Here is a 24159-nt window from a genome sequence, read left to right as displayed (position 1 = left end):
CCAGTGAGAGTTTCGTCGATGTCACTGCTGAGGTTCGGACACCATGATCGCCGCCGTAAGAGTGTTACGCATGAGCATAGCTATCGTCATCGGCCCGACTCCGCCGGGCACCGGGGTAATGGCCGAGGCGACCCCGACGACCTCGTCGAACCGGACGTCGCCTGCGAGACCCGTCTCGGTGCGGTGGATGCCGACGTCGATGACGACGGCGCCCTTCTTCACGTGTTCCGCGCCGATCAATCCCGGAACACCGGCCGCCACCACGAGGACATCCGCATCGCGCGTGACAGCAGGGAGGTCCTGGGTACGCGAGTGCGCTGTGGTAACCGTGGCGTCCCGCTGCAGGAGCAACTGGGCCAGCGGCCGGCCGACCAGCTCCGAGCGACCGACGACGACCACCCGTGAGCCGCTGAGCGTCACCTCGGAGGAGTCAAGCAGCTCCACCGCGCCGAGCGGCGTGCAGGGGCGAAGGCCGGGAAGGCCTCGCGCCAGCAAACCGGCTGAGGCGGTGGTGAGGCCATCGACGTCTTTCGACGGCGGAATCAGGTCAACCAGCCCCGTCGTATCGAGCGACTCAGGCAGGGGCAGCTGGAGCAGGATACCGGAGACCGCGTCGTCGGACGCGAGCTCATCGAGCAACCGAGCGACGTCATCCCGACTCGCCGTGCTGGGGAGGTGACGGTGGAAATCGGCCATGCCGAGCCTGACCGACGTTCGCCGCTTGCTCTCTACGTACACCGCGCTCGCGGCGTCGTCTCCTACGAGAATCGTCGCCAGACCCGGTCGGGTGCCCGTTCGGTCTGTGAACTCTGCGACTGCTTGTGCCGTCTCCTCGTTGGTTCGCGCGGCCACGGCCTTGCCGTCGATGATCGCAGCGGTCATGCGAAGACCACGGTCGAGTTGCCGTGCCGCATGACGCGGTCCTCGCAGTGCCAGGCCACCGCACGGCTCAGCACAGCGCGTTCGACATCCGCCCCACGCTGCACGAGTTCGTTCGTGGTGTGGGAATGACCGACCCTCACGACGTCCTGCTCGATGATCGGGCCCTCATCCAGATCCTTCGTGACGTAGTGGGCCGTGGCGCCGATCAGTTTGACGCCGCGATCCTTCGCCTTCTGGTACGGCCCTGCGCCGATGAAGGCGGGAAGAAAGGAGTGGTGGATATTGATCACGGGCACGCCGACCTGTTGCAGGAAGTCGTCGGAGATGATCTGCATGTACCGGGCGAGCACGACCAGGTCGACATTGCCCTGCAGGAGCTCGAGGTGGCGTGCCTCGACTGCCTTCTTGTCGCCATCGACGACAGGTACGTGGAAATAGGGAACACCGAACTCCCGGACCTGTGAGGCGAGGTCAGGATGATTGTCGATCACCATCTCCACGTCCATGTCGATCTGCCCGCGACGCTGCCGCCACAGAAGATCGAGGAGGCAGTGGTCGGTCTTCGACGCCAGGATCGCGACTCTCTTCCGGCGCGACGCAACCGAGAGCGTCCACGTCAATCCCAGGCGTTCGCAGGTTTGGGAGATCGCGGCTTCGAGGTCGGGCAGGGCGGCCGAGAGACCGTCGAGGTAGAACTCCGTGCGCTGGAAGAACAGCCCCCGCTGCGGATCGGTCGAATACTGGTCGAGTGAGATGATGTTCGCGCCCTGAGTGGTCAGGAGCGTCGACAACTCGGAGACGATGCCGGGCCGGTCGTTCCCTTGTACGAGCAGCCGCGCCGTGTTGTCGTGGGCGCGGGCCGACGAACTGGCCGGTATGGATGCGGTGGTGGGCGACAGCGTGGTCATGCGTCGGCCTTTGCGCTCTCGAAGTGCGATGCGGCGTACATGGTGGTGAGCGGGTCGCTCAGCTGCGTGTTCAGGTGGCTCCACCATTGGCTGAGGTCGCGCCAGATCCGCTCGGGTCGGGTTCCGGAGACGACGGCGCTCGAACCGATTGACTTGAAGAGGAAATCGCTGACGGCAGCCCAGAGCAAGCGGGCGGACTCGCCGGCCACCAACCCGATACGCAGATCGACCTCGCGTGAGAACGGCGTGGTGTCCATCGCGGCGAGCGCTTCGTCGAACATGGCCCCGGCGTGGTCCATCGTGCCGACCGCGGCATCGAGCTTGGCCCGGGCCGTCCCGTAACGCCACTGAAAGAAGGTGTCTTCCATGCGCGGGCCGAACGGTGGGGTCACCGTGCGACGAGTGATCATCTGGGTCTCGTACTCGTCGAATAGGGCCAGCGCGGCCCCGAGTGCCAACGAGTTCAACTCGAGAGAGAAGAAGCCCATGCCGGGAGCGCCGTACATGGGGTTGCCGTGCAGGAGACGACCGTGTGCCTGGGTTGCGGCGTCGATCGTGATCTGCGTGACACCTTCCAGCACGAACTCCTCCGGGATGAATGCGTTCACGAACTCGACCGAGTTGGAGCCGCTGCCGCGCAGCCCCAGAGTTCCGCCCCAGTCGTCCAGGATGGTGTAGCTCTCGCGCGGCGCGATGAAGGTGGAGATGACTCCTTCGCGGTCGTCGTGGAACGCGTGGCCGCAGAAGTGGGTGGAGTATGGCACTCCTGATGCGTACCGATGAACGCCGTCGACGATGAAGCCTCCCTCCACGCGGGTCAGTTTTCCTGCCGGCGCGCTCGTCATCGGAGCGGCGAAGTACTCGCCGCTGAAGACCTGCCGCTGCGCCTTCTCACCCCAGAAGGATGCGACCTGCAGATTGTGGCCCGACGCGAGGGTCAGGCACCACGCGGTCGCCATGTCGGCTCGCGCGATCTCGCGCATGACGCGGAGGAACTGCGGGAGCGTGAATTCGTACCCGCCGAAGGTCTTGGGGCGTAGCAGGTGGTAGAAGCCGGCCTCGAGGAATGCCTGGTGCAGCCCCTCGGAGTGGCGGGCGTTCCGCTCCGTCTCCTCTGCCTCGGTGAGCACGCGGTCGTGGAGCGAACGTGCATTCTCGAGAGCCTGATCGAAGGTCAGGGTGCGCGGCGCAGTGACCTGCACGGTTGCCGGTGAGTTCATGAAATGTCCTTAGGTCGTCGTTGACAAAGCCCTTCATTCATGGTCGGCGAATGCCGCGCACCCCCGTAGCGTGATGTCACCTGATTCATACCCGTCTCGCCGGTGAAGCCTGTCCGCACGGGCTCCCGGCGGCCAGCATGGTCACGTCCCCATCACGGAGTGGGACAGCAACGAAGGAGTTGACCATGAGAGCGGCACTGTCCCGGAAGTCCGGCGAACCACTCGTCGTCGAAGACGTCACGATCGATGATCCCCGCGATGACCGCGTGCTCGTGAGGATGGACGCGTCGGCGGTGTGCTCGACCGACAGCATGTTGCTCGCTCCCGGCGGCTTCGAGCAACCGCGGCCGGTCATCCCGGGCCATTCCGGCACCGGCATCGTCGAGGCGGTCGGACCGAACGTGCGCTCCACGGCGGTGGGCGACCGCATCGTCGTGACGGGCACGATGGAGTGCGGGCAGTGCTACTTCTGCCGTCACGGCGCGCCATCCCAGTGCGAGCTGCTGTGGCGAGACACGTTCGCCGCGCCGAAGATCGGCACCACCGGTGACGGCTTGGAAATCCGGGCGGTGGGGGGCATCGGCACGATGTCGACGCATATCACCTACCCCGAGCGGGCGTTCAGCGTCGTGCAGAGTGATCTGCCGGTGGAGCAACTCGCCCTGCTCGGATGCGGGGGGATCTCGGGCGTCGGAGCGGTGCTCGAAGTCGGCGGCGTCACCGCCGGAGACACCGTGGCGGTGATCGGGTGCGGGCACCTTGGACTCTGGATGATCCAGGCGGCGAGAGCAGCCGGCGCCGCGCTGATCGTCGCGATCGAGCCGATAGCGGCCCGACGCGCGGCAGCGGCTGCGCTCGGCGCAACAGTCACAGTCGATCCCGGGGCGGACGACCCGCTCACGGTCATCCGAGACCTGACAGGAGGTCGAGGGGTCGACGTCGCGCTGGAGGCCACCGGAGCCCCGAACGGCGTCAGCGACGCGTTCGCCCTCGCGCGCAACTCCGGCGTGGTCGTGGCAACCAGCATGGTTCCACCGCTGGACTCGACGAAGGTGGTTCTGCCGAACCTCGACGTGTCGATGTTCGGCAAGGTCGTCCGCGGGTCCCAGAGCGGAGGAGGTTTCATCCACCGTGACATCCAGATGATCGCCGACTTGATCGCGGCGGGCCGGATCGACGCCGCGGCGATGGTGAGCCGCGTGTTCTCTCTCGATCAGACAGACGAGGCGTTCGCCGCCGCCGTCGCCCGCGAGGTCATCACCGGGGTGGTGCTCAACCAGGAGCAAGGCGCCCTCTCCGGGGCCAACACCTAGTCTCACGACACGTAGTCGATGGCGTAATTGCACGCTCGGCTGACGCCGATGCCCCTGCCTAACGTCGGGTCACGCGGTTTTCGCAAACGAAGGAGTTTCCGATGGAGCACATCAATACACGGATCGGGCTGTCGCCCGACCAGTTCAAGAACGCGTTCCGACGCCACCCTGCTGGCGTCGCCGTGATCACGGCCGACGACGGATCGGGACCGGTCGCTCTCACCGCTACGTCGGTGATCTCCGTGAGCGCGGAACCTCCGCTGCTCGTCTTCTCGTTGTCCGGACTTTCTTCATCGACGCCGGTTATCACGGCCTCTCGTTCCGTCGTCGTCCATCTGCTCGATGCGAGTCGTGTCGACCTGGCCGTGCTGGCCTCGACGAAGAACGTCGACCGCTTCGCCGAATCGGTCGGCTGGCATCGGCTGCCCACCGGTGAGCCGGTCTATGACGGGGTGCCGAACTGGATCCGTGGCGAGATCGTCGACTCCATGGGTGCCGGCGGATCCACAATCGTCGCGGTCCTCGCGCTCGAGTCGGGGCTCGATGGCACCGATGAGTCGAAATCCCCCTTGGTGTATCACGACCGCACCTGGCACCACATCGGCGAGCATTCCGTGCTGGCCGGCTGACGCCGCCGCATCCCGTCACCAGCTCTCTTGCGGCTCAGCGCCGCTGCTTCTCAACAGAAGGGGCCCACCATGGCCAAGATCATCATCGTTCTCTACCCCGACCCCACGAACGGCTACCCGCCCGAGTACGCCCGCGACAGCATTCCCCTGATCGAGGCGTACCCGAACGGTCAGAGCCTTCCCGCCCCGGCGGGCTTGGACTTCGTGCCCGGTGAACTGGTCGGATCCGTCTCGGGCGGCCTCGGCCTTGTTCGCTGGCTCGAATCGCTGGGTCACGAGGTGGTGGTCACGAGCGATAAGGACCGCACGGGGTCGGTGCTGGACCGCGAGCTGCCGGACGCCGAGATCGTGATCAGCCAGCCCTTCTGGCCGGCGTACCTCACCCCCGAGAGAATCGCTCGGGCTCCGAAACTCCGGCTGGCCATCACCGCCGGCATCGGTTCCGACCACGTCGATCTGCCGACCGCTATCGAACGCGGCATCACCGTGGCAGAGGTCACCTACTCGAACTCCATCGGCGTGGCGGAGCACACCGTGATGATGGTGCTGAACCTCGTGCGGGACTTCGTTCCCCAGCACCGGATCGTCGTCGAGGGTGGGTGGAACATCGCCGACGCAGTGGGGCGCTCGTACGACCTGGAAGGTATGGACGTCGGGGTGTTCGCCGCGGGACGGATCGGCCGCGCGGTGATCGAGCGACTGGCCCCGTTCGATGTGCGCGTCGCCTACACGGACCGTTTCCGTCTCTCTCCCGAGGTCGAGGAGCGCTACGGACTCACCTTCGTGCCCAGCATCCGCGAGCTCGTCACGGGAATCGATGTGCTGACCGTTCACGCGCCGCTCACCGACGAAACCGCGGGATTGATCGACGACGGACTCTTGGCCACGATGAGGCGCGGCTCCTACATCGTCAATCCGGCACGGGGGGCGATCACCGATCGCGACGCGATCGTGCGTGCGCTCGAGTCGGGACAGCTCGCCGGCTACGCCGGTGACGTCTGGTTCCCGCAGCCGGCACCCGCCGATCACCCGTGGCGGACCATGCCGAACAACGCGATGACCCCGCACACCTCGGGAACCTCTCTTCCCTCGCAGGCGCGGTACGCGGCAGGCACTCGCGAGATCTTGGAGGCCTACTTCGCCGGGCGTCCGATTCGGCCGGAATACCTGATCGTCGATGGCGGCGGGTATGCCGGGACCGGTGCGCACTCATACGCATCGACACCGGCGGGTTGAGACCGTGCACACTCTTGCTGTCGCGACCAGTCGACACCGATTCGAGGACGAGCTGCGCAAGCGCGGAGGCGAAGCGCTCCCGCAGCCCAGACTCGACCCGGTGCGAGCCGCTCTGGCCCGACTCGATGACCCGCATCGGTGCGCCCCCGCCATACACATCACAGGCACGAACGGTAAGACATCGACTTCGCGCATGATCGAGAGCATCCTCCGAGCATCGGGGATCCGCACAGGATTGTTCACGAGCCCACATGTCAGTGACATCCGCGAGCGGATAGCGATCGACGGCGAGATGATCTGTCCCGTCGCCTTCGAGGCAGCCTGGGTGCGCTCTTCTCTGGCCATCCAGGAGGTCGACGAGCAACTGCGCAGCGCGGATCAGCCAGCCCTGACGTACTTCGAGGTGCTGGTCATCGCGGCCTTCGTGGCGTTCCAGGATGCCGGTGTCGAGGCGCTCGTGATCGAGGTCGGCCTCGGCGGCGAGTGGGACGCGACGAACGTTGTCGACGGCGACGTCGCCGTGTTCGCGCCAATCGATCTCGACCATACGGCCATGCTCGGCCCCACCATCGCCGCGATCGCGCGAACCAAGGCCGGCATCGTCAAGTCCGGCGCGGTCGTCGTCTCCGCACGCCAGCATCCGGATGCGGACGCCGCGATCGAGAGGGCATCCAAGCGCTGCGGTGCAACGCGTATGCGAGACGGCATCGACTTCGGAGTCGAATGGCGGATGCCCGCCGACGGTGGCCAGCTTGCCGGCTTGCGGGTCGGAGACCTTGTGGTGGATGAAGTCTTCCTGCCCCTCGCCGGAGCCTTCCAGGCTCAAAACGCCGGTCTGGCCGCGGCGGCCGCCTTCGCGTTCCTCGACCGGAACGGCCGGCGCTTGACGACGAACGACCTGAGGAACGGTCTGACCACAGTACGTTCCCCTGGCCGGATGGAGGTGCTCGGGGATCCGCTGCCGACGATCGTGGACTCTGCGCACAATCCGCACGGCGTGGGCGCCGCTCTGGCCGCAGTCGACGAACTGTTCCCCGGTCGGCCCGTCGTCGTGGTGCTCGGGCTCCTCGCCGACAAGGACGCCGCGTCGATCATCGACACGATCGCCCGCTCTGCGGCTCACATCGTCACCACGACGACCTCCTCACCGCGCGCCGTCGGCGCCGGAGAGCTCGCCGCCCTGATGGCGACCATCGCGCCGACCGTGCCGTGCAGAGTTCGGCCCGTCGCCCTCGATGCGGTGCACCTGGCGCAGGATCTGGCCGGAACGGTGGATGGTGTCGTGCTGGTCCTCGGATCGATCAGCCTCGTCGCCGACGCTCTCGCGGCCGCTGCGTCACTCCGGTCCGACACCCGGTGAGACAGGAGAGCAGCATGCAATTCGACCAGACGACTGGAACTCAGCGGGTGGTCTTCGGCCGCGGCAGTCGCCTCACACGCCTCGCGCCGCTAGTCGATGAACTCGGCTGGCGATCGATCGCCGTGCTGACCGGCCGATCGCACGACGTAGGCACGATCGTTGCCGCTCTCGGCGACCGAGTGCGGCTGGTGTTCGACGAGGTGCGCCAGCACGTGCCTTCGGCGATGGTGGACACGTTGCTCTCCAGAGTCAACCCGGCGGATTTCGACGGACTGATAGCTGTGGGAGGCGGTTCGGCCGTCGGAGCGGCGAAGGCGGTTGCGCTCGACACCGGCCTCCCGATCCTCGCCATACCGACGACGTATGCCGGATCCGAGGTGACGCCGGTGTGGGGCCGGACCGTCGACGGAGTCAAGCGCACCGGCCGTGACCCGCGCGTGCTACCCCAGGTCGTGCTCTACGATCCCGACCTGCTGGATGATCTGCCCCGCGAACTCGCCGTGACGTCGGCGCTTAACGCCCTTGCTCATTGCGTGGATGGATACTGGGCGGCCGGCAGCACTCCGCTCAGCGATGCCCTCGCCGCGGAGGCGTCGTCGCGCATCCACGACGGGTTGACACGACTTCAGGATGCTGGAACTGTACCGTCACCGGAAGCCACGGACGAACTGCTGGTCGGCGCTTACCTGGCGGGAGGCAGCTTCGCGATCACCGGCTCGGGCCTGCACCACAAGATCTGCCACGCCCTGGGCGGTGCCTTCGACCTGCCTCACGCGCCGCTGCATGCCGTGATGCTGCCGATCGTCACCGCCTTCACCGTCGAGGCCGCTCCCGCAGCAGGGGAACGCATCGCGCGGTCCCTTCGCTCACCCTCGGCGGGTGACGGCCTCCAGGCGCTCTATCGCGCCGTGAACGCCCCCACATCGCTGACCCAGATCGGTTTCGCTGTGGAGAACCGAGACCAGGCGTTGGATGTGCTCACCGCGCTCCTGCCCATCAGCAGCCCGCGGCCTGTCACTCCGGAAGCCATGGCGGGGATGCTCGACGCGGCACTCGTAGGAAGAGCAGAACGATCATGATCGACCAGCAACTCCAGTCCGCTCGCGAGCACGAGGTGACGGACACCGTGGTGGCCAGCTTCGGAGGAGCTGGCGACGCACGATTCAAAGAGGTGATGACCTCCCTGGTACGCCATCTGCACGGCTTCGCGCGTGAGGTGCGCCTCACCACGGCCGAGTGGGACGCCGCCATCGCGTTTCTGACCCGGGCCGGCCACATCACCGATGACCACCGACAGGAGTTCATCCTGCTCTCCGACGTGCTGGGGCTGTCGATGCTGACCGTCGCGATCAACGCGCCCGCCGATGGCGATGCCTCCGAATCGACTGTCTTCGGCCCGTTCTTCGTCGAAGACGCGCCCGAGGTGCAGGTCGGAGCCGACATCTCCGGAGGCCTCACTGGCCTGCCGTGCTGGATCCATGGCACGGTCACCGCCACCGACGGCACACCGATTCCCGACGCCCGCATCGAGGTCTGGGCCGCGGACGACGCCGGCTTCTACGACGTCCAATATGACGACGGAAAGCTGAGAGGGCGTGCTCACTTCGCCTCGGCGGCGGACGGCAGATGGGACTTCTGGACGGTGCAGCCCGCCGCGTACCCGATCCCGCACGACGGCCCCGTGGGGGATCTTCTGACGGCGGCGGGCCGAGGGCCGATGCGCCCAGCTCACGTGCACTTCATGGTCAGCGCGCCCGGCTACCGAACGCTCATCACACACATCTTCGTCAAGGGAGACGAGTGGCTCGACGACGACGCGGTGTTCGGGGTCAAGGACTCGCTGATTGTGCCGTTCGTCGAGCACGGGGCGGGAACCGCCCCTGATGGTCGACAACTCGATGGGTCCTGGAGCGAAGCCGAATTCTCCATCGTGCTCGCGCCGGCCGGAGGGCAGTCATGACCGCCGCCGGCTCGACACCGGAGCAGCTCGAACCTGCCCTCTCTGTGTGGCAGGTCAGATACGGCGAACGGTGCGGAGGAGCCAGGTCTTCCACGACTTCGCCCGGTACGGCGTACCCGACCGGGAACTCGCTATGGACTACAGCTTCTGGGTGCTGCGTGCCGTCGACCCGGCAGACGTGCAACTCGTGATCGCCAGCCACTTCCACTACGACCACATCGGTTACCTGGGTCTGTTCACGCGAGCGGAGGTGGTGGCCGGCCGGGCCGAGTACGACCACTGGATGGCCAAGAAGTGGGCCGGTGCGCTCGAGGGGGAGTTCGCCACCGAAGCCGATCTCGAAGCGTCGAGGCTGCTGAGTCGGAGGGGCGGCTCAGACTCGTCGATGCTCCCGAGGAAGTCTTCCCTGGTGACAACTACGGCATTGCGACCATGGCGGTTTTGCGCGGCCGATCAGGAGGAGCTTCCTGGGTGAATCGCGTTATGCGTGCCTCGGATGGTGAGGATCAGGGCTGCGACCCCGAGTACGCTCATCACGATCGGCAGGACCAGCCCGTCGAAGTTAGCGAGGAGGACCGCTCCAGCGATCCCCGCGCCGAAGATGGCCAGATTGAAGGCGACGGGAAGGAATGAGTTGGCGACGTCGGAGTTCTCTCGCCCGGCCGTGGTGAGCGTTGCTTGTAGCTGAGCGGACGACCCGCCGAAGCTGACGCCCCACAGTCCCACCGCCGCGAGCACCGCGGGTGCGGACTGATGGGCGACGATCAGGATCAGGGCCGCGACGACGAAGAGCAGCACGCTGGTGTGAAGGAGCCTGCGCGGCCAGCGGTCGATGAGCACGGCGGTGATTCCGATGCCGGCGACGGATGCGACTCCGTAGGTGAACAGGACGAGATCGGTCGGCAGTCCGGTGCCGGTCGCCCGGAGGTAGGGGGCGATGTAGGTGTAGATCGTGCTGTGGGCGAGCATCCAGACCGCGATGACGGCGAGGACGAGCGCCACGCCTGGGAGCATGAATACTCTTCGGAGGGGGAGCCGGGTCGTGAGAGGTTGCCCGGGGGCGTCAGGCACGAGGGTGGCGATGAGCGCTCCTACGACGACGGTGAGGAGAGAGATTCCGCCGAACGCCCAGCGCCAATCGAATGCTGTGCCGAGAGTGACGCCGAGTGGGGTGCCGAAGGCGATTCCGAGCGGTGCGCCGGTGGAGACGACGGCGAGTGCGAGGCCACCGCGGCCGGGTGGACTGATGCGTCTGCCGTAGGCGGCGAGCATGCCCCAGATGATTCCGCAGAACGCTCCGCCGATGAACCGGGAGATCAGTGAGAGGGTCACGTCGGGTGAGAGAGCGGTGATGGTATTGGCGAGGAGAAGGCCGGTGATCGCGGTCAGGAGAAGCGGCTTCCGGCGGAAACCGCGCGTGAGGCTGATGGCCGGGATGGTGACGACGACTGTTCCCAGTGCCCAGACGCTGATGAACTGTCCGATGAGTCCTTCGTTCGTCCGAAGTCCCGATGACATGACCGGGAGCAGTCCGGCGGGCATCGTTTCGGCGGCAATGAGAACGAAGCCCATTGCTGCGAGGAGGGAAAGGGGAACCCACTGCATGGTCTGAGGTTCGGTCGTCGATGGGTCTACTGGGGTGGGGCTGGTTGTCGCTGTCATCGCTCGGTTCTTCTCAGTGTGTCGGTGGGATGTCGATGCCATACCTGATGAGCGCGTGGTGTCGGAGCATGCGTTCTGCTTCGGCCGCACGATCGTCGACAGCCATCCAGGTCCGTGCGGTTTCGTAGAGACGCGTGAGCTCTCCAGGCTCGCTCGAGTTCGGGTCGAAGCGGGCGAAGGAGGCTAGTGCGGCTTCCCGTTCTCGGGAGAGCCTCTCGAACAACCATCTGTGGTTTTCTGGGCCGGCGGTGCGTGCGTGCTCTAGGGCGTCATGGGAGCGGGCGATCGCGACGCCGACGTGGGCGGCGGCCAAGAGCGCGGTTCGGATGTTCGCAACGGACGGCTGTGTACGTTCCGCTTTCGGTATTGTCACGGGCATCCGGGTTCCTATCTCAGATGGTGAGCAGCACTTTGATAGCGCGGCGCTCGTCCATGGCCTTGTAGCCTTCGGCAGCGTCTTCGAGGGGGAGGGTGAGGTCGAAGACCTTGCCCGGGTCGATTTCGCGGTTCCAGATCCGCTGGATCAGGTCGGGCAGGAACCGGCGCACGGGTGCCGGACCGCCGAGGAGGTGGACCTCGGCGAAGAACAGCTCGTCCAGCGGAAGGGAGAGCCCTTCGTGGGCGACTCCGACGAATCCAACGTGCCCGCCGCCCCGGGTGGACCGGATGGCCTGCAGCATCGACTCCTCGGTGCCGACCGCCTCGATCACGCTGTGCGCACCGAGACCATCGGTGAGTTCTTTGATGCGGGCCACGCCGTCGGCTCCGCGTTCTTCGACGATGTCGGTTGCGCCGAACTCGCGGGCCAGTGTCTGCCTGTCGGCATGGCGGGACATGACGATGATCCGTTCCGCGCCGAGCTGTTTGGCTGCGAGAACGCCCATCAGCCCGACGGCTCCGTCACCGACCACGGCGACGACCTTTCCCGGGCCGGCCTCGGCGGCGACGGCCGCGAACCAACCGGTGCCGAGCACGTCGGATGCGGCCAGAAGCGAGGGGATGAGGTCGGCGTCGGGCTGGCCGGGTGTGGCGACGAGAGTGCCGTCGGCGTACGGGATCCGAGCGAGCTCGGACTGGGTGCCGATCGTCATCGACACGAACTCGGCGTGCACGCACTTGGACGGGTAGCCGGCCTGGCAGATCTCGCAGCTGTTGTCGGAGATGACAAAGGAGCCCACGACGAAGTCCCCGACCTTGATGGTCTTGACGTCGGTACCGATCTGCTCGACGACGCCAACGTATTCGTGGCCCATGTTGGTGTGGTCGACCGGCTCGACGCCGCGGTAGGGCCACAGATCGGAGCCGCAGATGCAGGTGGCGGTGAGGCGGATGATCGCGTCGGTCTGATCGATGATGGTGGGGTCGTCGCGGTTCTCGACCCGCACGTCGCCCGGGGTGTGCATGACGACTGCGCGCATGATGATCTCCTGTCGGATTCGGATGTCTGCAGACAGTCAACGTGGCGGCGGCGAGACGCGGGAGTCTCTGCCGGGAGGTGTACCAGCAGAACACCTCAGCAGCCCGTGACACGTCGTAGGGTCAGGGCATGGACAATCGGGCCGAAGTGCGGGAGTTCCTCATGTCGCGGCGGGCGAAACTCACGCCCGAGCTCGCAGGCCTCCCCGCGGGACCCAACCGCCGAGTGCCCGGCCTGCGGCGCGCGGAGGTGGCGACCCTTGCCGGGGTGAGCGTGGAGTACTACGCCAAGCTGGAGCGAGGCGTCATCGCCGGCGCCTCCTCATCCGTGCTGAATGCGATTGCCAGGGCGCTGCAGCTGGACGACACCGAGCGCGCGCACCTCTTCGACCTCGCCCGCGCAGCAGACGGTACCCCGCTGTCGGGACGCCCGCGGCGGCGATCATCCAAGCCCGGCACCCTGAGACCGAGCCTGCAGTGGGCGATCGACACCATCACAAGCGGTATCGCGGTGGTTCGGAACTCCCGCCAAGACATCCTCGCTACGAACAAACTCGGTCAGGCCTTCTACTCGCCGGTGATCGGTGACAGCGGCCGCACACCCAACCTCGCCCGGTTCCAGTTCCTCGACCCGGCATCGCACGAGTTCTATCCCGATTGGGATCTGTTCGCCGAGATGTGCGTGGCCGTGATGCGCGCCGAGGCAGGACGAGACCCCCACGACAAAGACATCCAGGACCTCGTTGGGGAGCTCTCCACCCGGAGCGAGGTCTTCCGTCGCTTGTGGGGTGCCCACGATGTGCGAAGCCACGGCGCGGGTGTCAAACGATTCACCCACCCCGTGGTCGGCGATCTGACCTTCATCTACGAAGAACTCGCCATCACCGCCGACCCCGGCACCGTACTCCTCATTTACACCGCTGAGCCGGGGTCGCCCAGCGCTGAGCGCCTCGCGCTCCTGGCCAGCTGGGCCGCCAGCCAGGAGGAGGACGCCGGCCGCGGACTCGCGCACAGCGAGTAGACGATCGTGGCACACATTCTCGTCACCGGCTCGACCGACGGACTCGGCCGCGCATCGGCGGAATCACTCCTGGCCCAAGGCCACACCGTCACTCTCCACGCCCGAAGCCGCGCACGAGCTGCCGCCGTCTCGCCTCTCCTCGAGCGGGGCGCCGGCCTGATCGTCGCCGACCTGTCCAACCGCAACGAGGTCGTGGAGGCTGTCGACCAGATGAACGCCGGGGCTTCTTTGGACGCGGTCATCCACAACGCCGGCGTCATCTCGGGCGCCGCGGTGCTTCCGGTGAACGTCGTGGCCCCATACCTGTTCACGGCACTCCTCCGCACTCCCACCAGGCATGTGTATCTCAGTAGCAGCATGCATCGAGGGGGAAGGGCCGACCTGACCGGTCTCGACTGGACCAGTGGGCGTGCCACGGCCAGCTACTCAGACAGCAAGCTCCTGGTCACGACCCTTGCGGCAGCGATCGCTGACCGGTGGGCGCCGAACGTCGTCGCCAATTCGGTCGACCCTGGTTGGGTGCCGACCAAGATGGGTGGAGCCAGTGCCCCCGACGACTTCGATCTGGGCCATCGCACCCAGGATATTCTCGCCACGGATGCGAAGTCAGCGATCAGCGGGGGCTACTGGCATCACGGGCGCCAGGAGCGCGCCGCCGCTGCCGTCACCGACCCCGCCTTCCAGGCTGCTCTCCTGACCGCGTTGGCGATCACGACGAACGTGGAGTTGCCGCACCGCTAGCCGGGTACGTCGGGTGCGGCGACTTGCCTGCTGTATTCCCACACGAAGGAAACGCCCATGATCGACTCCCGCGAGTTGACGAGGAGATCATATGCCTCCCGGCATTCTTTGGGCGGGAACCGGTGAGAAACCATGCCGTCCACGGAGAATCTTCCGGCGCTGAGAAGGTCCAGGAAGAGCGCGCGAACGCGCTCGTTCGGCCACCCCTCCCGATTTTGCGCGCCGAAGGCACCCACGATGGTCGGGTCCTTGATGAGCACGTCGGATGTCAGCCGCTGTTCCCCTGGATGGCCGGCGTCGCCCAGCAGAACGACACGACCGAAGCGAGGGACGCGGCGTTGGACGTCGGAGAAGACGTGGGGATTACCGGTGGTGTGGATGTAGGTAGTCGGGATCGCTTCGTTCTCGCCGTGCAGCGCTTCGACAATGTCCGCGATGGTGGAGTCGAATACGTGGTGCGCTCCACCATCGAGCGCGTGCCGCAACCGCTGGCCGGCGGGGTCAACGACCGTGATTATTCCGAGGCCCGCGGCGGACGCCCAACGAACGACCATCTGTCTGATCGGTCCCGCGCCCACTACGACGAGCGATCCACCGATTCTTGTGTCTGTAGTCCACAAGCCTCGAAAGGCGATCTGCGCGAGCGCGAACCAGGCTGCGCTCTCGGCTGCTTCATCCACACGTGCTCCGACTGCCTCCACGCGACCGACGGACGAGTATCCCGGCCGGAGGGGCAGCTTCGCGAAGGTCACCCAACAATTCGTGCCGGGGGCGAACCGTTGAGTGAATGCAGTCAACTCAGTGCCTGCACTGGTGACGGAGACTTATCGTCTTGACGAGCACGTGCTCCGGCTGCAAGGAGGGCAGGTCGAATTCCTCGAGCACCGCCGTCTGGGCTGATTCGAACACGATTTCGCGGCTGCGGACGGCGGTCATGAGGGCATCTCCGATCGGGGGACCGTACTGGATATCTCGACCGCACGGCCGAGTTCGGCGGCGGCCAAGGCAGCAAGGCAGATCTTTGGAATGTGACGGCCGAGTTCTGCACTGACGACTGACGACTCGCCAGCCGCTATGCGGTCCGCGACATGTTCCAGCCCGTTGACAAATGACCACTCGACACTTCGGGGCTCGCGGGCATGAGGGATCCGCGGTAAAGGTGCTCGTACGTCATCCATCCGCGAACGCCCGTGACGTGGTCGCTGCGGAAGAGCTCAATCGGCGGTTCCTCTGGCCGGGACCAGACGGAAGGAGGGGGCCTTGCATTGATGGAGTCCGCGGATGTGTGGCAGTCACTCGCGGACCAGAGGTTTACGGTCTTGAGTCCATCGATCTCCCCACTGGCATCTCCGATGTCGCAGACGTCATCGTCGATTCGTCGGTACCTCCTTTCGAAGAAGAGGGGGAAGTGCTTGTCACAATCCGGAGGCGCAGCTTTCGCCATGCGTGTCTGGCTGCCGACCGAGTGAGCGATGAGGATCGAATTCGAGAGAGCTGGAGTAGCCGTCGTATGTGGGTTTGGACGTGACAGGGGCGACGGCGTGCGAGCGGAGTCCCGACTGGTTCCGGGGTGGATGGTGGCGATGATGTGTTGGCGGCCAGCCGCATACATCCAATAGATGTCCGGCAATTGTCTCTACGCTGCACTTGTAGGGTATCGTGCATCTGTAGATAGACCGGAGGTACGGCTTGGTGATTCGAGATGCGGGCGAACGTTCTGCTGACCGCGTGCCCGACAGGCGGATTGCGCGGACACGAGCGCTTCTCGATCAGACACTCCTCGTCCTCCTGGATGACGCTGAGCTCTCGGCAATCAGCGTCGCACGCCTCTGTGATACGGCGGGTATCAGTCGATCGACGTTCTATGACCACTATCGAGACGTGCATGAACTCGCCGAGGCCGCATCTACATCACTGATCGACAATCTCGTGCAGTCCCTTCCGCAGCCCGGTGCAGGGTTCGGAGACGACGACGGTCTGCCGTCGCTCCTGGCGTTCTTCGCTGAGCTGAAAGAGCATGCTGGGCTTTACCGGAGCCTGCTCGGCCCTACGGGCAGCGCCCCGGTGACCGAACACATCCGTCGGCGGATCACCGAGGCGGTCGTGTCGGACTCGCCCGAACGACGCGACATCTATCCGGAGTTCGTCGCCGGTGCGCTCCTAGGAGTGGCGACGGCGTGGCTCCATGCCGATCATCCCGCGGAGTCCGCGGATGTCGCGCAGCAAACCTGGCGACTCCTCATATCACTCACTCCACGCCAATCGAACCAGCCGGAAGCGACGACATGAACATGATAAAGAGCAGCAGATTCGCCGGAAAGGTTGCGATCGTCACGGGAGGTGTCTCCGGCATCGGCGCTGCGATCACTCTCAGACTGTTGTCTGAAGGAGCGACCGTCGTCGCCTTCGACATCGCGGCTGGCGCGGTCGAGTCCTTCTCCGCCATCCATGCGGGGTCCGGCCTGCACCTCCAAGCCCACGTCGTCGATGTCGCCGATGCCGAGGGCGTACAGGCGGCCGTCGCTGCAGTGGTTGCGGAGCACGGCCGCCTCGATATCGTCGTTCCGAACGCAGGTATCGCCTCACCGGGGACTGCAGCCGATGTCAGCCTCGAAGGCTGGAACGCGGTTCTGGGGGTCGACCTCAACGGTGTCTTCCACACCATGCGCTTCACGCTGCCTCATCTTGTGGCCACCCGCGGTTCAATCGTGACGACCGCATCTATTTCGGGACTCGGAGGTGACTATCGATTGGCCGCCTATAACGCCGCCAAGGGGGCCGTGGTTAACCTGACCCGTAGCGTGGCCGTCGACTTCGGCAAGCAGGGAGTGCGGGTCAACGCCGTTGCGCCCGGGCCAGCGCTGACCGAGGGGCTGCGCCAGTGGCTCGAGGCAGCCCCTCACGTGCGGGACGCATACTCCGAGAACATTCCGTTGGGCCGTCTCGCCGCACCGGAGGAGATCGCCTCCGTCGTCGCGTTCCTGGCTTCCGATGACGCCTCCTACATCACCGGAACGACGATCGCCGTCGACGGGGGGCTCACCTCCTGGACCGGTCAGCCCCACGTCATGGGCTGAAACCCACCCAATGAATCCGAAAGAGCAGCAGCGATGAAATCAGTTCATGTCACTGGACCGGACCGTGTCGAATGGGTGGACGTCGAGAAACCCGTGATCGGCGACGCCGATGTCCTGCTCCGCATCAGAGCGTGCGGCATCTGCGGATCGGACGCGATGTACACCCACATCGGCGGCATCCCGCCACACGTGGGCGCAACTCCGCTCGGTCATGAGCCGGCCGGCGAGGTAGCCGAGGTGGGTGCCAGAGTGGAGGGATTCGAGATCGGGGACCACGTGGTGGTCGACACCATGCGGCTCAACGACGGGCTCCTCGGCTCCGGCGGAGCCCAGGGTGCGCTGACGCCATTCGTGGTCATCCGCAACGTGCAGCCCGGGATGCACCTGAAGAAGATCCCCGCTCACGTCCCGTGGGACGTCGCGGCACTCAACGAGCCGATGGCGGTTGCCCTGCACGCGGTCAACCGCACCGCGCCCCAGCCCGGTGCGAAAGTGGCTATCTTCGGAGCCGGTCCGATCGGCTTGGGCGCACTCCTCGGCTACCGCCGGAAGGGCGCAGCGCACATCGTCGTCATCGACGTGCAACCCGAACGTCTCGAGAAGGCTCTCGAGATCGGCGCCGATGCTGTCATCAACTCGACCACCGAAGACGTCGCCACCCGGCTGCTCGAACTGCACGGCGATGCGCCGCCGTCGTTCGTGCGCGAGGCGCGCCCCGACACCGACGTCTACCTCGATGCTGCCGGGGTGGCCGTCGTGCCTCAGACCGTCTCCGTGCTCGCCAAGAGCGGGGCGACTCTGGGGATCGTCGCCGTGCACAAGCAACCGGTCGAGCTCGACTTCGCGGGCATCCTGCTCTCCGAGCTGACGGTCGTGTGGTCTATGGGGTACCCGACCGAGATCTTCGAGGTCACCGACGACATCGTCGAAAACTGGGAGCGCTACGCGAAGATCATCAGCCATCGGATCCCATTCGAGCATGCCCTCGACGCGCTCGAACTCGCTCGCACCCCAGGCGCTGCGGAGAAGGTCACCGTAGTCTTCGACTGAACGATCAGGTGTCGGCGAGGGCGCCGGAGAGCAGGTTCCAGCACATGCGGGCAACGGAGCGCGGTGTCTCGGGGCAGCCACGGTCGAGCCAGTCGACGGCCACTCCGGTCAGTGCCCCTGCCGAGAACGCTGACCGGACTTCCACCTCTGCGGTGCCTGGATGGGCGCCGGGGAGTTCCGTGGTAGCGCCGGCCAACCCGGCACGCACTGCGGCGGTGATGCGGCGCCGGACGTGGTCAATCAGCCGGGCACTTCCGTTGGCCCCGAGGAGGTTACGGTAGAGGCCGGCGTTCGTGCGCAGATGCTCGAAGAACGACTCCAGCGCGCGTGGACCATCTTCGTCGACCGCGTCGGGTCGTGGGCTGGGGAGCGACTCGACCAGTTCGTCGATGAGCGAGGTGCAGGCGGCCTCAGCCAACTCGTGGACATCCTGATAATGATCGTAGAACGTGGACCGGCTGATGTTCGCCTGCTCGGCTATGTTCGCAACGGTGATGTCGGCGAGCTCGCGCTGTTCGAGCAATGTCAGGAGCGCTGCGTTGAGCGCGCTGAGCGTTCGGCGGATCCGGCGATCGGTGGGTGGTGTCGAGCTATCGCTCGCGTCACTCGGCATAACAGTCAGGCCCGCCCGTTTCATGGTCGACACCGTGTTCATTGTGTATTCAGCGTACTCGGCCGAGTGGGCCGGCGAACGGTCCGCTCAGTGGGCAAGCACGAGGACGCCGACGACGGTCGCTCCGAGTGCGAGGAGTCCGCACAGGGCGAGCGCTTGGTGATGCCACCGCAACCCGGTCTGGCGGGCGGCGATGAGCGTGATCACAACGAGCGTCGCCAGATAGAGGGCAACGCCGATCCGTAGCGCAGTCTCCAGTTCGACAACTCCGAGCCACGCGATTGCGAGCGCAACGAGGGCGGCGGATGCCGACGCGAGCGCTCCGGCGGCTATCCTCAGCATCGTGCGGATGGCACGGAATGTCGGTGGGGCTCCGTGGGACACGAGGTGGCTGATGACCTCGGCCGCGAATCCCGCGAGGGTGATGCCGACGATGCCGGCCAGTAGTGTGAGGAAGGCTTTGGCGGTGCTCGTGTGGTCCACATCCAGCGCCAACACGGTGACGATCGCCAGCCCGGTGAACGAGGCGTAGATCCGCTCCTTCAGTGCACTGACCTGCTCGGAGATCGGTCGTGTTCGGAAGAGGATCCGTGGCCCGGAACTCGGAGGGTCGACGGTTGGCCCCGAGGGTCGGGGGGAGTCGTTTCGTGGCGTCGGCATGGTTCGCTGGTCGCTTTCATCGGCCTAGTTCAGGTTGGCAGAGAAATGAGTGGGCCGGGATGCCGCGGCGTTCCCGTCCCACTCTCGCGGGTCATTCCCGCAGCAACAGTCCGCCATTGATCGACCAGACCTGACCGTTGATCCACTCCGCGTCATCGGACAGGAGGAAGGAGACGATGCCCGCGAGGTCCTCCGGTGCTCCGAGACGGGTGCTCGGGATGGTCTGCTTCACGAAGGCGAGGCCCTCCGGCGTGAGCGCCATGCGTTCAGCGGACTCGGTCAGGACGACACCAGGGGATACGGCGTTCGCCCGGATCCCGTCACGACCCCAGCGAGTTGCGATATGACGGGTCAGCGCGTTGATGCCGGCTTTGCTCGTCTGGTATGCGGCGCGTTGTTGATCTCCGACGTGGGCGGCGGCCGACGACGTATTCACGATGACGCCATGACCCTGCTCGATGAACGTGGGCAGGACGGACCGAGCCGTCAGGGCGTAGCCGATGAGATTGACCTCGAGCGTGCGCCTCCAGACGTCGACGTCCATACGAAGCAGATCGCCATCGTGCCCGAGAACACGCTCGGACGTGTCGGCAGCGACGTTGAACAATCCGTCGACGCCACCGAATGCCGCGATCGTTTGTGCAGTGAGTTGTTCCACGGACTCCTCATCGCCGAGGTCGAACGCGATGGCGATTGCCCGCCCGCCTGCCTCCGTGATTCGCGTCGCCGTCGCCTGCGCGCTGGGCAGATTGATATCGCCCACCGCGACAGACACTCCTTCCCCGCCGAGACGCTCCGCGGTGGCGCGACCGATGCCGCTCCCACCTCCCGCGACGATGATGCGCTTGTCGTTCAAACCCTTCATTGGTGATCCTCCGTAGCTCACGAATTGATTCAGCTGAAGTCGGTCGGCCATCACCTCGAATCGAGACGATATACTTCAGTAGTAGGATAACCTACAGACGCAGCCTGAATCTTGACTGAACGCGGCAGGCGTCGGGGCTGGTGTGCGCGATCGGGTCGAAGATGACCTGGCCTTCGACCCCGAAGATTCCAGCGACCCGTCGGTGAAGGGCATCGCCGCTTCGATGCTGAGGTGTTGGTCGCTGACCTTGGCGAACCTCGTGGCCTGATCGCGGAGCGGGTCCTGAAACGCACGCAGTCGGATCCTCAGAAGTCGCGTCGAGATCACTGACCGTGCAGCGTGCGTATCTCACTGTGCGTCATCAACTTCCGGCGACGGGCAGCGATCATGGGCGGACCATTGCGCTAGTGGCCGTAGCCGCACCGCTCCTGATCGGGGCTTTGTGGCCGTGCAGCGCCGTGCCTACCCGCGCGCTAAGAAGCAGTCTGTCTGAAGCGTGAGGAACCGAGGAGCGTCTCGAGGTGATGGCGGCTTCGAGCGGCTGCCTCCCGCGCAGGGCGAGGGCTGGTCGTGGTTCGGTCCAGTTCCACATTGACCCACCCCGCGTAGCCGACCTCGTCCGTGAGGACATCGAGGATCGAATTGATCGGCAACACGCCGTCACCGATGGCCTCGTAGTTCAGATAGCCGCTGTGATCCGTTTCCGCGCCGTCCGTCGTCCGTCCTTCACCGTTCCAGTCTTTGAGGTGCACATGGACGATTCGGTCGCCGTGGACTCGGAGAAGGTCGAGGACATCGCACCCGGCTTTCGCGATCTGCCCGGTGTCGGGTGCCAGGCCGACCAGGCGAGGGTCCGACAACGAGAGGATGGTGTCGATGTCGGATCTCGTCTCGACGGCGGTGTCCGTGTGAGGATGCAATCCGACCCGCAGGCCGATGTCGTCACAGTGGGCACCCAGCTCGTTGAGAATGTCGGCCAGCTGCGCGAGCTCGTCCGGAGCGGACGTGTCTGAGGACCGTGATCCGGCTTGCACGACAAGGGCGGTTGCGCCGGGCAACGCCGCGAGGCCGTCGGCTTCGGCCTTCGCCTCGTCGAGCGCTTTCCGGGACGCCGTCCATTCCTTGTAGCAATAGCCGGCACTAGTGGGAATCTTGTTCTGCTCGACCAGCCGACGGTATCCGCCGGGACGCCCGTTCCATTCCAGGATCGTCTGCGTGAATGTCTCGAATCCGAGGTACCCGAGCTCAGCAACGTCTCGGTAGGCGGTTTCGACGTCGCCGGGGATTCCCCAGGTGATGCCCGTGTGTCCGATCAGGAACGGAGCCATCGGCTTCACGCACCCAACCGGGCCGCTCGTCGCTGCAGTTCGATGTCAGGCAATGCCTCGCGCTCGCTCGCCATCTCAGCGAGCGGAAAGGTTCGCGTGGAAACAGGCAGCACAACCGGCGCGTGCTGTCGAGCAGATTCATAGATGGCGATCAAGACCTCCAAGTTCGCGCGAGCAGAATCGCCGGACAGCGGATGCTCCGGACCTCCGCCCAGCGCATCGAGGGCGGTTCGCACTTCGGCCGCGAACGCGTGGCTGCCGGACTCCGCGGGGCCAGCCGGAATGTCCTGCGGCCCGTGACCGTCGCGCTTGACGACGAGACGGAGGTCTGAGTCGCCCCTGACATCGATGCTTCCGGCGGAGCCGGTGATCGCTATTCGCTGGTATGCGTTGCTCGGGGTGGCCGAGCCGAGTTCCATGAGCGCACGGACGCCGTTCTCGAAGTCGATTCCAGCCAGGGAGCCCGCCTCTGTCAGGTGCCCATATCGCTGCACCACCTCGCTGAGATCGACTTGGGCGAACACCCTGACCACGGGGTTGTCGTCGTTCAGAAATCGGATCAGGTCGATCGAGTGGGTGCCATCCGTGAGCAGGTCGCCGAGCGACGTGACTTCGATGCGTTCGATGTTCCCGATCGCGCCGGCTCTCACGAGTTCGCCGGCGGTGCGATACGGCGCCGCGAAGCGGCGATAGTGATTGACCACCAAGATAGCTCCGGCGTCTTGGCAGGCGGCGAGCATGTCGTCGGCTTCGTCGAGGTCGATCGCGAGAGGCTTCTCGCAGAAGATGACCTTCGCTCCTGATCGGGCAGCTGCCAGAACCATCTCGTGGTGCAGCGGGGGCCACGTGCAGATGCTCACGATGTCCAATTGCTCGGAACTCAGCATCTGGTGGTAGTCGTCGTACAGTTTGTCGACGCCGAACTCCTGGCCGAAGTCGTTTCGGATCTCAGCCACGGGCTCGGCGGCTGCGACGACGGCGACGTCTTCGACGTCCAGGTATCCGCGCACGTGCATGCGGGAGATGCGCCCGCACCCGATGACTCCGACTCTCAACGCCTCTCCTCTAGAGTCAGGCAACGTCTTCAGAACCATTCCTCTTGTCCTGTGTGTGGCGGGCGACGACGTCATCCCGCAGCCTCCGTGCGAACTCCGCGTTGAGGTGCATTCGGCCTTCGATCACGTCTGCCCAAAGCATCCGATCGCTCTCCTCCGGTGTCGGCTGCAGACCCGTGCGCACGAGCTGCTCCCCGGCGAGTAAGAGCCGGTTGAAGTTCATGACCCCCTGGGGTGTGAGTTCAGTCAGCGAGTCGAAGAACCGCGGATCATCAACCGGGATGAGAAGGTATCCGCCGCTGTCTTCGATGTTCAGGTTGACATCGGGATTCGCCGCGTACAGGATGTCGACGATGGTGGGCAGGTCGACCAGCCCTCGCCCGAGCACGGACCCGCCTTGCCAGTTGTAGCCGCCCGGCGCCGGATAGACGCAGCTGTCTTTCAGGTGCACCGTCCGAACGAAGGGGGCTAGTCGCTCGGCGGCCTCGACCGGGTCTTCCATCAGGCCCAATGCGTTCGCAGTGTCGAGGTTGACCCCGATGAAGCGGGAATCGACTGCCTCGACCATGCGAACGAGTTCGCGAGAAGTCAGGTCGACGTGGAGTTCGACGGTGATCGCGACATTGTGCGCCTCTCCCACAGGCGCAAGCTGACGGAGCACCTCAGTGGTGAGCCCGATCTGCTCTTCCAGGGCAGGGGACTGCATCGTTCGCTCCCTCAACAAGCCGAAGGAGGTGTTGGCCAGAGGCGCGCCCAGGGCAGCGGCGCGCGAAATCAATTCCACCCATTCGGCCACGACGTCTGCGACTGTGCGCCTTCCCCGGCAAGGATTGATCGAGGGGCCGGCTAGCTCCAGGTAGAGACCGAGGTTGCGGTTGCAGCCTGCGAGGTCTTGGATCTGGTCGGTCGACAGGTCCTCGAGCAGGGTGTGGCTGACCTGCATGCCTTCGAGGCGGTGAGCCACGATCCAATCGATTAGTTCCCAGACGTCGAGTTTCGACTCGCGCAAGGTGTAAGCGTCCAAGCCGACTTTCACCGGTCTCCTTCACAAAGTTCGGATAGATCATCGTGGCTGGTCCCACAGTAGTCGTGAACGTTCACTATGGGCAGTCGATTGTCTCGAGAAAATGATGATCGCCGCGTTCTACGACGGTGGGCTGGCC

27 protein-coding genes are annotated in these 24159 nt (G+C 65.4%); 13 read left to right on the top strand and 14 right to left on the bottom strand.

Translation table 11 applies throughout. The features are described from left to right. Window positions 1–21 precede the first annotated feature (21 nt). Genes folD through BLW00_RS04440 form a run of 3 tightly spaced genes read right to left on the bottom strand, consistent with a single transcriptional unit; the run spans window position 22 to window position 3010 of the window. The gene (gene folD / locus BLW00_RS04450; RefSeq protein WP_092549734.1) at window positions 22–882 is read right to left on the bottom strand and encodes a bifunctional methylenetetrahydrofolate dehydrogenase/methenyltetrahydrofolate cyclohydrolase FolD; all 861 of its coding nucleotides are present in this window, start codon (window positions 880–882) and stop codon (window positions 22–24) included. Further along, window positions 879–1790 carry a formyltetrahydrofolate deformylase gene (gene purU / locus BLW00_RS04445; protein WP_092549731.1) on the bottom strand — a complete coding sequence of 304 codons (912 nt, stop codon included), beginning with the start codon at window positions 1788–1790 and terminating at the stop codon, window positions 879–881. The genes folD and purU overlap by 4 nt, the downstream gene beginning before the upstream one ends. Further along, window positions 1787–3010 (bottom strand): acyl-CoA dehydrogenase family protein, encoded by a 1224-nt coding sequence (locus BLW00_RS04440; RefSeq protein WP_092549728.1) that lies wholly within the window; start codon window positions 3008–3010, stop codon window positions 1787–1789. The genes purU and BLW00_RS04440 overlap by 4 nt, the downstream gene beginning before the upstream one ends. Before the next feature lie 185 nt (window positions 3011–3195). On the opposite strand from BLW00_RS04440, the gene BLW00_RS04435 reads away from it, so the two are divergent. The 7 genes from BLW00_RS04435 to BLW00_RS04405 all read left to right on the top strand — a co-directional run bounded on the left by BLW00_RS04435 (window position 3196) and on the right by BLW00_RS04405 (window position 9983). Beyond that, complete coding sequence (locus BLW00_RS04435; RefSeq protein ID WP_175494127.1) at window positions 3196–4323, top strand: zinc-binding dehydrogenase; 1128 nt, start codon at window positions 3196–3198, stop codon at window positions 4321–4323. Between the two features lie 101 nt (window positions 4324–4424). Continuing rightward, window positions 4425–4952, top strand: coding sequence for a flavin reductase family protein (locus tag BLW00_RS04430; protein WP_092549722.1), 528 nt, complete (start codon window positions 4425–4427; stop codon window positions 4950–4952). A gap of 69 nt (window positions 4953–5021) precedes the next feature. Then, window positions 5022–6188 (top strand): NAD-dependent formate dehydrogenase, encoded by a 1167-nt coding sequence (locus BLW00_RS04425; protein WP_092549719.1) that lies wholly within the window; start codon window positions 5022–5024, stop codon window positions 6186–6188. Further along, window positions 6130–7548 carry a bifunctional folylpolyglutamate synthase/dihydrofolate synthase gene (locus BLW00_RS04420; protein WP_092549716.1) on the top strand — a complete coding sequence of 473 codons (1419 nt, stop codon included), beginning with the start codon at window positions 6130–6132 and terminating at the stop codon, window positions 7546–7548. Before BLW00_RS04425 ends, BLW00_RS04420 begins: the two co-directional genes overlap by 59 nt. A 14-nt stretch (window positions 7549–7562) precedes the next feature. After that, the gene (locus BLW00_RS04415; RefSeq protein WP_092549713.1) at window positions 7563–8627 is read left to right on the top strand and encodes a maleylacetate reductase; all 1065 of its coding nucleotides are present in this window, start codon (window positions 7563–7565) and stop codon (window positions 8625–8627) included. Continuing rightward, window positions 8624–9508, top strand: a complete 885-nt coding sequence (locus BLW00_RS04410) for an intradiol ring-cleavage dioxygenase (RefSeq protein ID WP_092549710.1) — start codon at window positions 8624–8626, stop codon at window positions 9506–9508. The genes BLW00_RS04415 and BLW00_RS04410 overlap by 4 nt, the downstream gene beginning before the upstream one ends. Window positions 9509–9641: 133 nt before the next feature. Further along, the gene (locus BLW00_RS04405) at window positions 9642–9983 is read left to right on the top strand and encodes an MBL fold metallo-hydrolase (RefSeq protein WP_217634288.1); all 342 of its coding nucleotides are present in this window, start codon (window positions 9642–9644) and stop codon (window positions 9981–9983) included. Here the strand turns inward: BLW00_RS04405 and BLW00_RS04400 are convergent. From BLW00_RS04400 to BLW00_RS04390, 3 genes are all read right to left on the bottom strand, one after another. After that, window positions 9962–11113, bottom strand: coding sequence for an MFS transporter (locus BLW00_RS04400; RefSeq protein ID WP_217634287.1), 1152 nt, complete (start codon window positions 11111–11113; stop codon window positions 9962–9964). The genes BLW00_RS04405 and BLW00_RS04400 overlap by 22 nt on opposite strands. Window positions 11114–11183: 70 nt before the next feature. After that, window positions 11184–11549, bottom strand: coding sequence for a hypothetical protein (locus BLW00_RS04395; RefSeq protein ID WP_092549700.1), 366 nt, complete (start codon window positions 11547–11549; stop codon window positions 11184–11186). Between the two features lie 13 nt (window positions 11550–11562). Then, window positions 11563–12588: a zinc-dependent alcohol dehydrogenase family protein gene (locus BLW00_RS04390; RefSeq protein ID WP_175494124.1), complete on the bottom strand. Its 1026-nt coding sequence runs from the start codon at window positions 12586–12588 to the stop codon at window positions 11563–11565. A gap of 128 nt (window positions 12589–12716) precedes the next feature. Between BLW00_RS04390 and BLW00_RS04385 the strand changes: the two genes are divergently transcribed. Beyond that, entirely contained in the window at window positions 12717–13607 is an 891-nt protein-coding gene (locus BLW00_RS04385) for a helix-turn-helix transcriptional regulator (protein ID WP_092549697.1), read from the top strand. Window positions 13608–13613: 6 nt separating this feature from the next. Further along, complete coding sequence (locus BLW00_RS04380) at window positions 13614–14348, top strand: SDR family NAD(P)-dependent oxidoreductase (protein WP_092549694.1); 735 nt, start codon at window positions 13614–13616, stop codon at window positions 14346–14348. Here BLW00_RS04380 and BLW00_RS04375 read toward each other — a convergent pair. Next, window positions 14345–15028, bottom strand: a complete 684-nt coding sequence (locus tag BLW00_RS04375) for a zinc-binding dehydrogenase (protein WP_139256620.1) — start codon at window positions 15026–15028, stop codon at window positions 14345–14347. The two genes, BLW00_RS04380 and BLW00_RS04375, sit on opposite strands and share 4 nt — an antisense overlap. Window positions 15029–15146: 118 nt before the next feature. Continuing rightward, entirely contained in the window at window positions 15147–15284 is a 138-nt protein-coding gene (locus tag BLW00_RS23335; RefSeq protein WP_175494123.1) for a hypothetical protein, read from the bottom strand. Window positions 15285–15456: 172 nt separating this feature from the next. On the opposite strand from BLW00_RS23335, the gene BLW00_RS24370 reads away from it, so the two are divergent. The 4 genes from BLW00_RS24370 (at window position 15457) to BLW00_RS04360 (ending at window position 18475) form a co-directional block, all read left to right on the top strand. Beyond that, window positions 15457–15876: a hypothetical protein gene (locus BLW00_RS24370; protein WP_407650945.1), complete on the top strand. Its 420-nt coding sequence runs from the start codon at window positions 15457–15459 to the stop codon at window positions 15874–15876. 353 nt (window positions 15877–16229) lie between these two features. After that, window positions 16230–16637 carry a TetR-like C-terminal domain-containing protein gene (locus tag BLW00_RS04370; protein ID WP_217634286.1) on the top strand — a complete coding sequence of 136 codons (408 nt, stop codon included), beginning with the start codon at window positions 16230–16232 and terminating at the stop codon, window positions 16635–16637. Beyond that, window positions 16634–17425, top strand: a complete 792-nt coding sequence (locus tag BLW00_RS04365; RefSeq protein ID WP_092549685.1) for an SDR family NAD(P)-dependent oxidoreductase — start codon at window positions 16634–16636, stop codon at window positions 17423–17425. Before BLW00_RS04370 ends, BLW00_RS04365 begins: the two co-directional genes overlap by 4 nt. Window positions 17426–17500: 75 nt before the next feature. Continuing rightward, window positions 17501–18475, top strand: a complete 975-nt coding sequence (locus BLW00_RS04360; RefSeq protein WP_245741257.1) for a zinc-dependent alcohol dehydrogenase — start codon at window positions 17501–17503, stop codon at window positions 18473–18475. 4 nt (window positions 18476–18479) lie between these two features. Here BLW00_RS04360 and BLW00_RS04355 read toward each other — a convergent pair whose 3' ends face one another. From BLW00_RS04355 to BLW00_RS04330, 6 genes are all read right to left on the bottom strand, one after another. Next, window positions 18480–19130: a TetR-like C-terminal domain-containing protein gene (locus BLW00_RS04355; RefSeq protein ID WP_217634284.1), complete on the bottom strand. Its 651-nt coding sequence runs from the start codon at window positions 19128–19130 to the stop codon at window positions 18480–18482. Between the two features lie 45 nt (window positions 19131–19175). After that, entirely contained in the window at window positions 19176–19748 is a 573-nt protein-coding gene (locus BLW00_RS04350; protein ID WP_092549676.1) for a hypothetical protein, read from the bottom strand. A 91-nt stretch (window positions 19749–19839) separates the two neighbouring features. Beyond that, entirely contained in the window at window positions 19840–20664 is an 825-nt protein-coding gene (locus tag BLW00_RS04345; RefSeq protein WP_217634283.1) for an SDR family NAD(P)-dependent oxidoreductase, read from the bottom strand. A gap of 422 nt (window positions 20665–21086) precedes the next feature. Further along, on the bottom strand, window positions 21087–21941 hold the full coding sequence (locus BLW00_RS04340; protein ID WP_092549670.1) for a sugar phosphate isomerase/epimerase family protein: 855 nt from the start codon (window positions 21939–21941) through the stop codon (window positions 21087–21089). A 5-nt stretch (window positions 21942–21946) separates the two neighbouring features. Then, window positions 21947–23035: a Gfo/Idh/MocA family protein gene (locus BLW00_RS04335; RefSeq protein ID WP_281242378.1), complete on the bottom strand. Its 1089-nt coding sequence runs from the start codon at window positions 23033–23035 to the stop codon at window positions 21947–21949. Beyond that, window positions 23013–24032, bottom strand: coding sequence for a sugar phosphate isomerase/epimerase family protein (locus BLW00_RS04330; protein ID WP_092549664.1), 1020 nt, complete (start codon window positions 24030–24032; stop codon window positions 23013–23015). Before BLW00_RS04330 ends, BLW00_RS04335 begins: the two co-directional genes overlap by 23 nt. Window positions 24033–24159 lie beyond the last annotated feature (127 nt).

It is taken from the genome of Herbiconiux ginsengi, from assembly GCF_900107435.1.
In the GTDB taxonomy this organism is placed as follows: domain Bacteria; phylum Actinomycetota; class Actinomycetes; order Actinomycetales; family Microbacteriaceae; genus Herbiconiux; species Herbiconiux ginsengi.
Note: the sequence above shows the minus strand (reverse complement) of the source record. Positions and strands in the feature narration are given on the sequence as shown.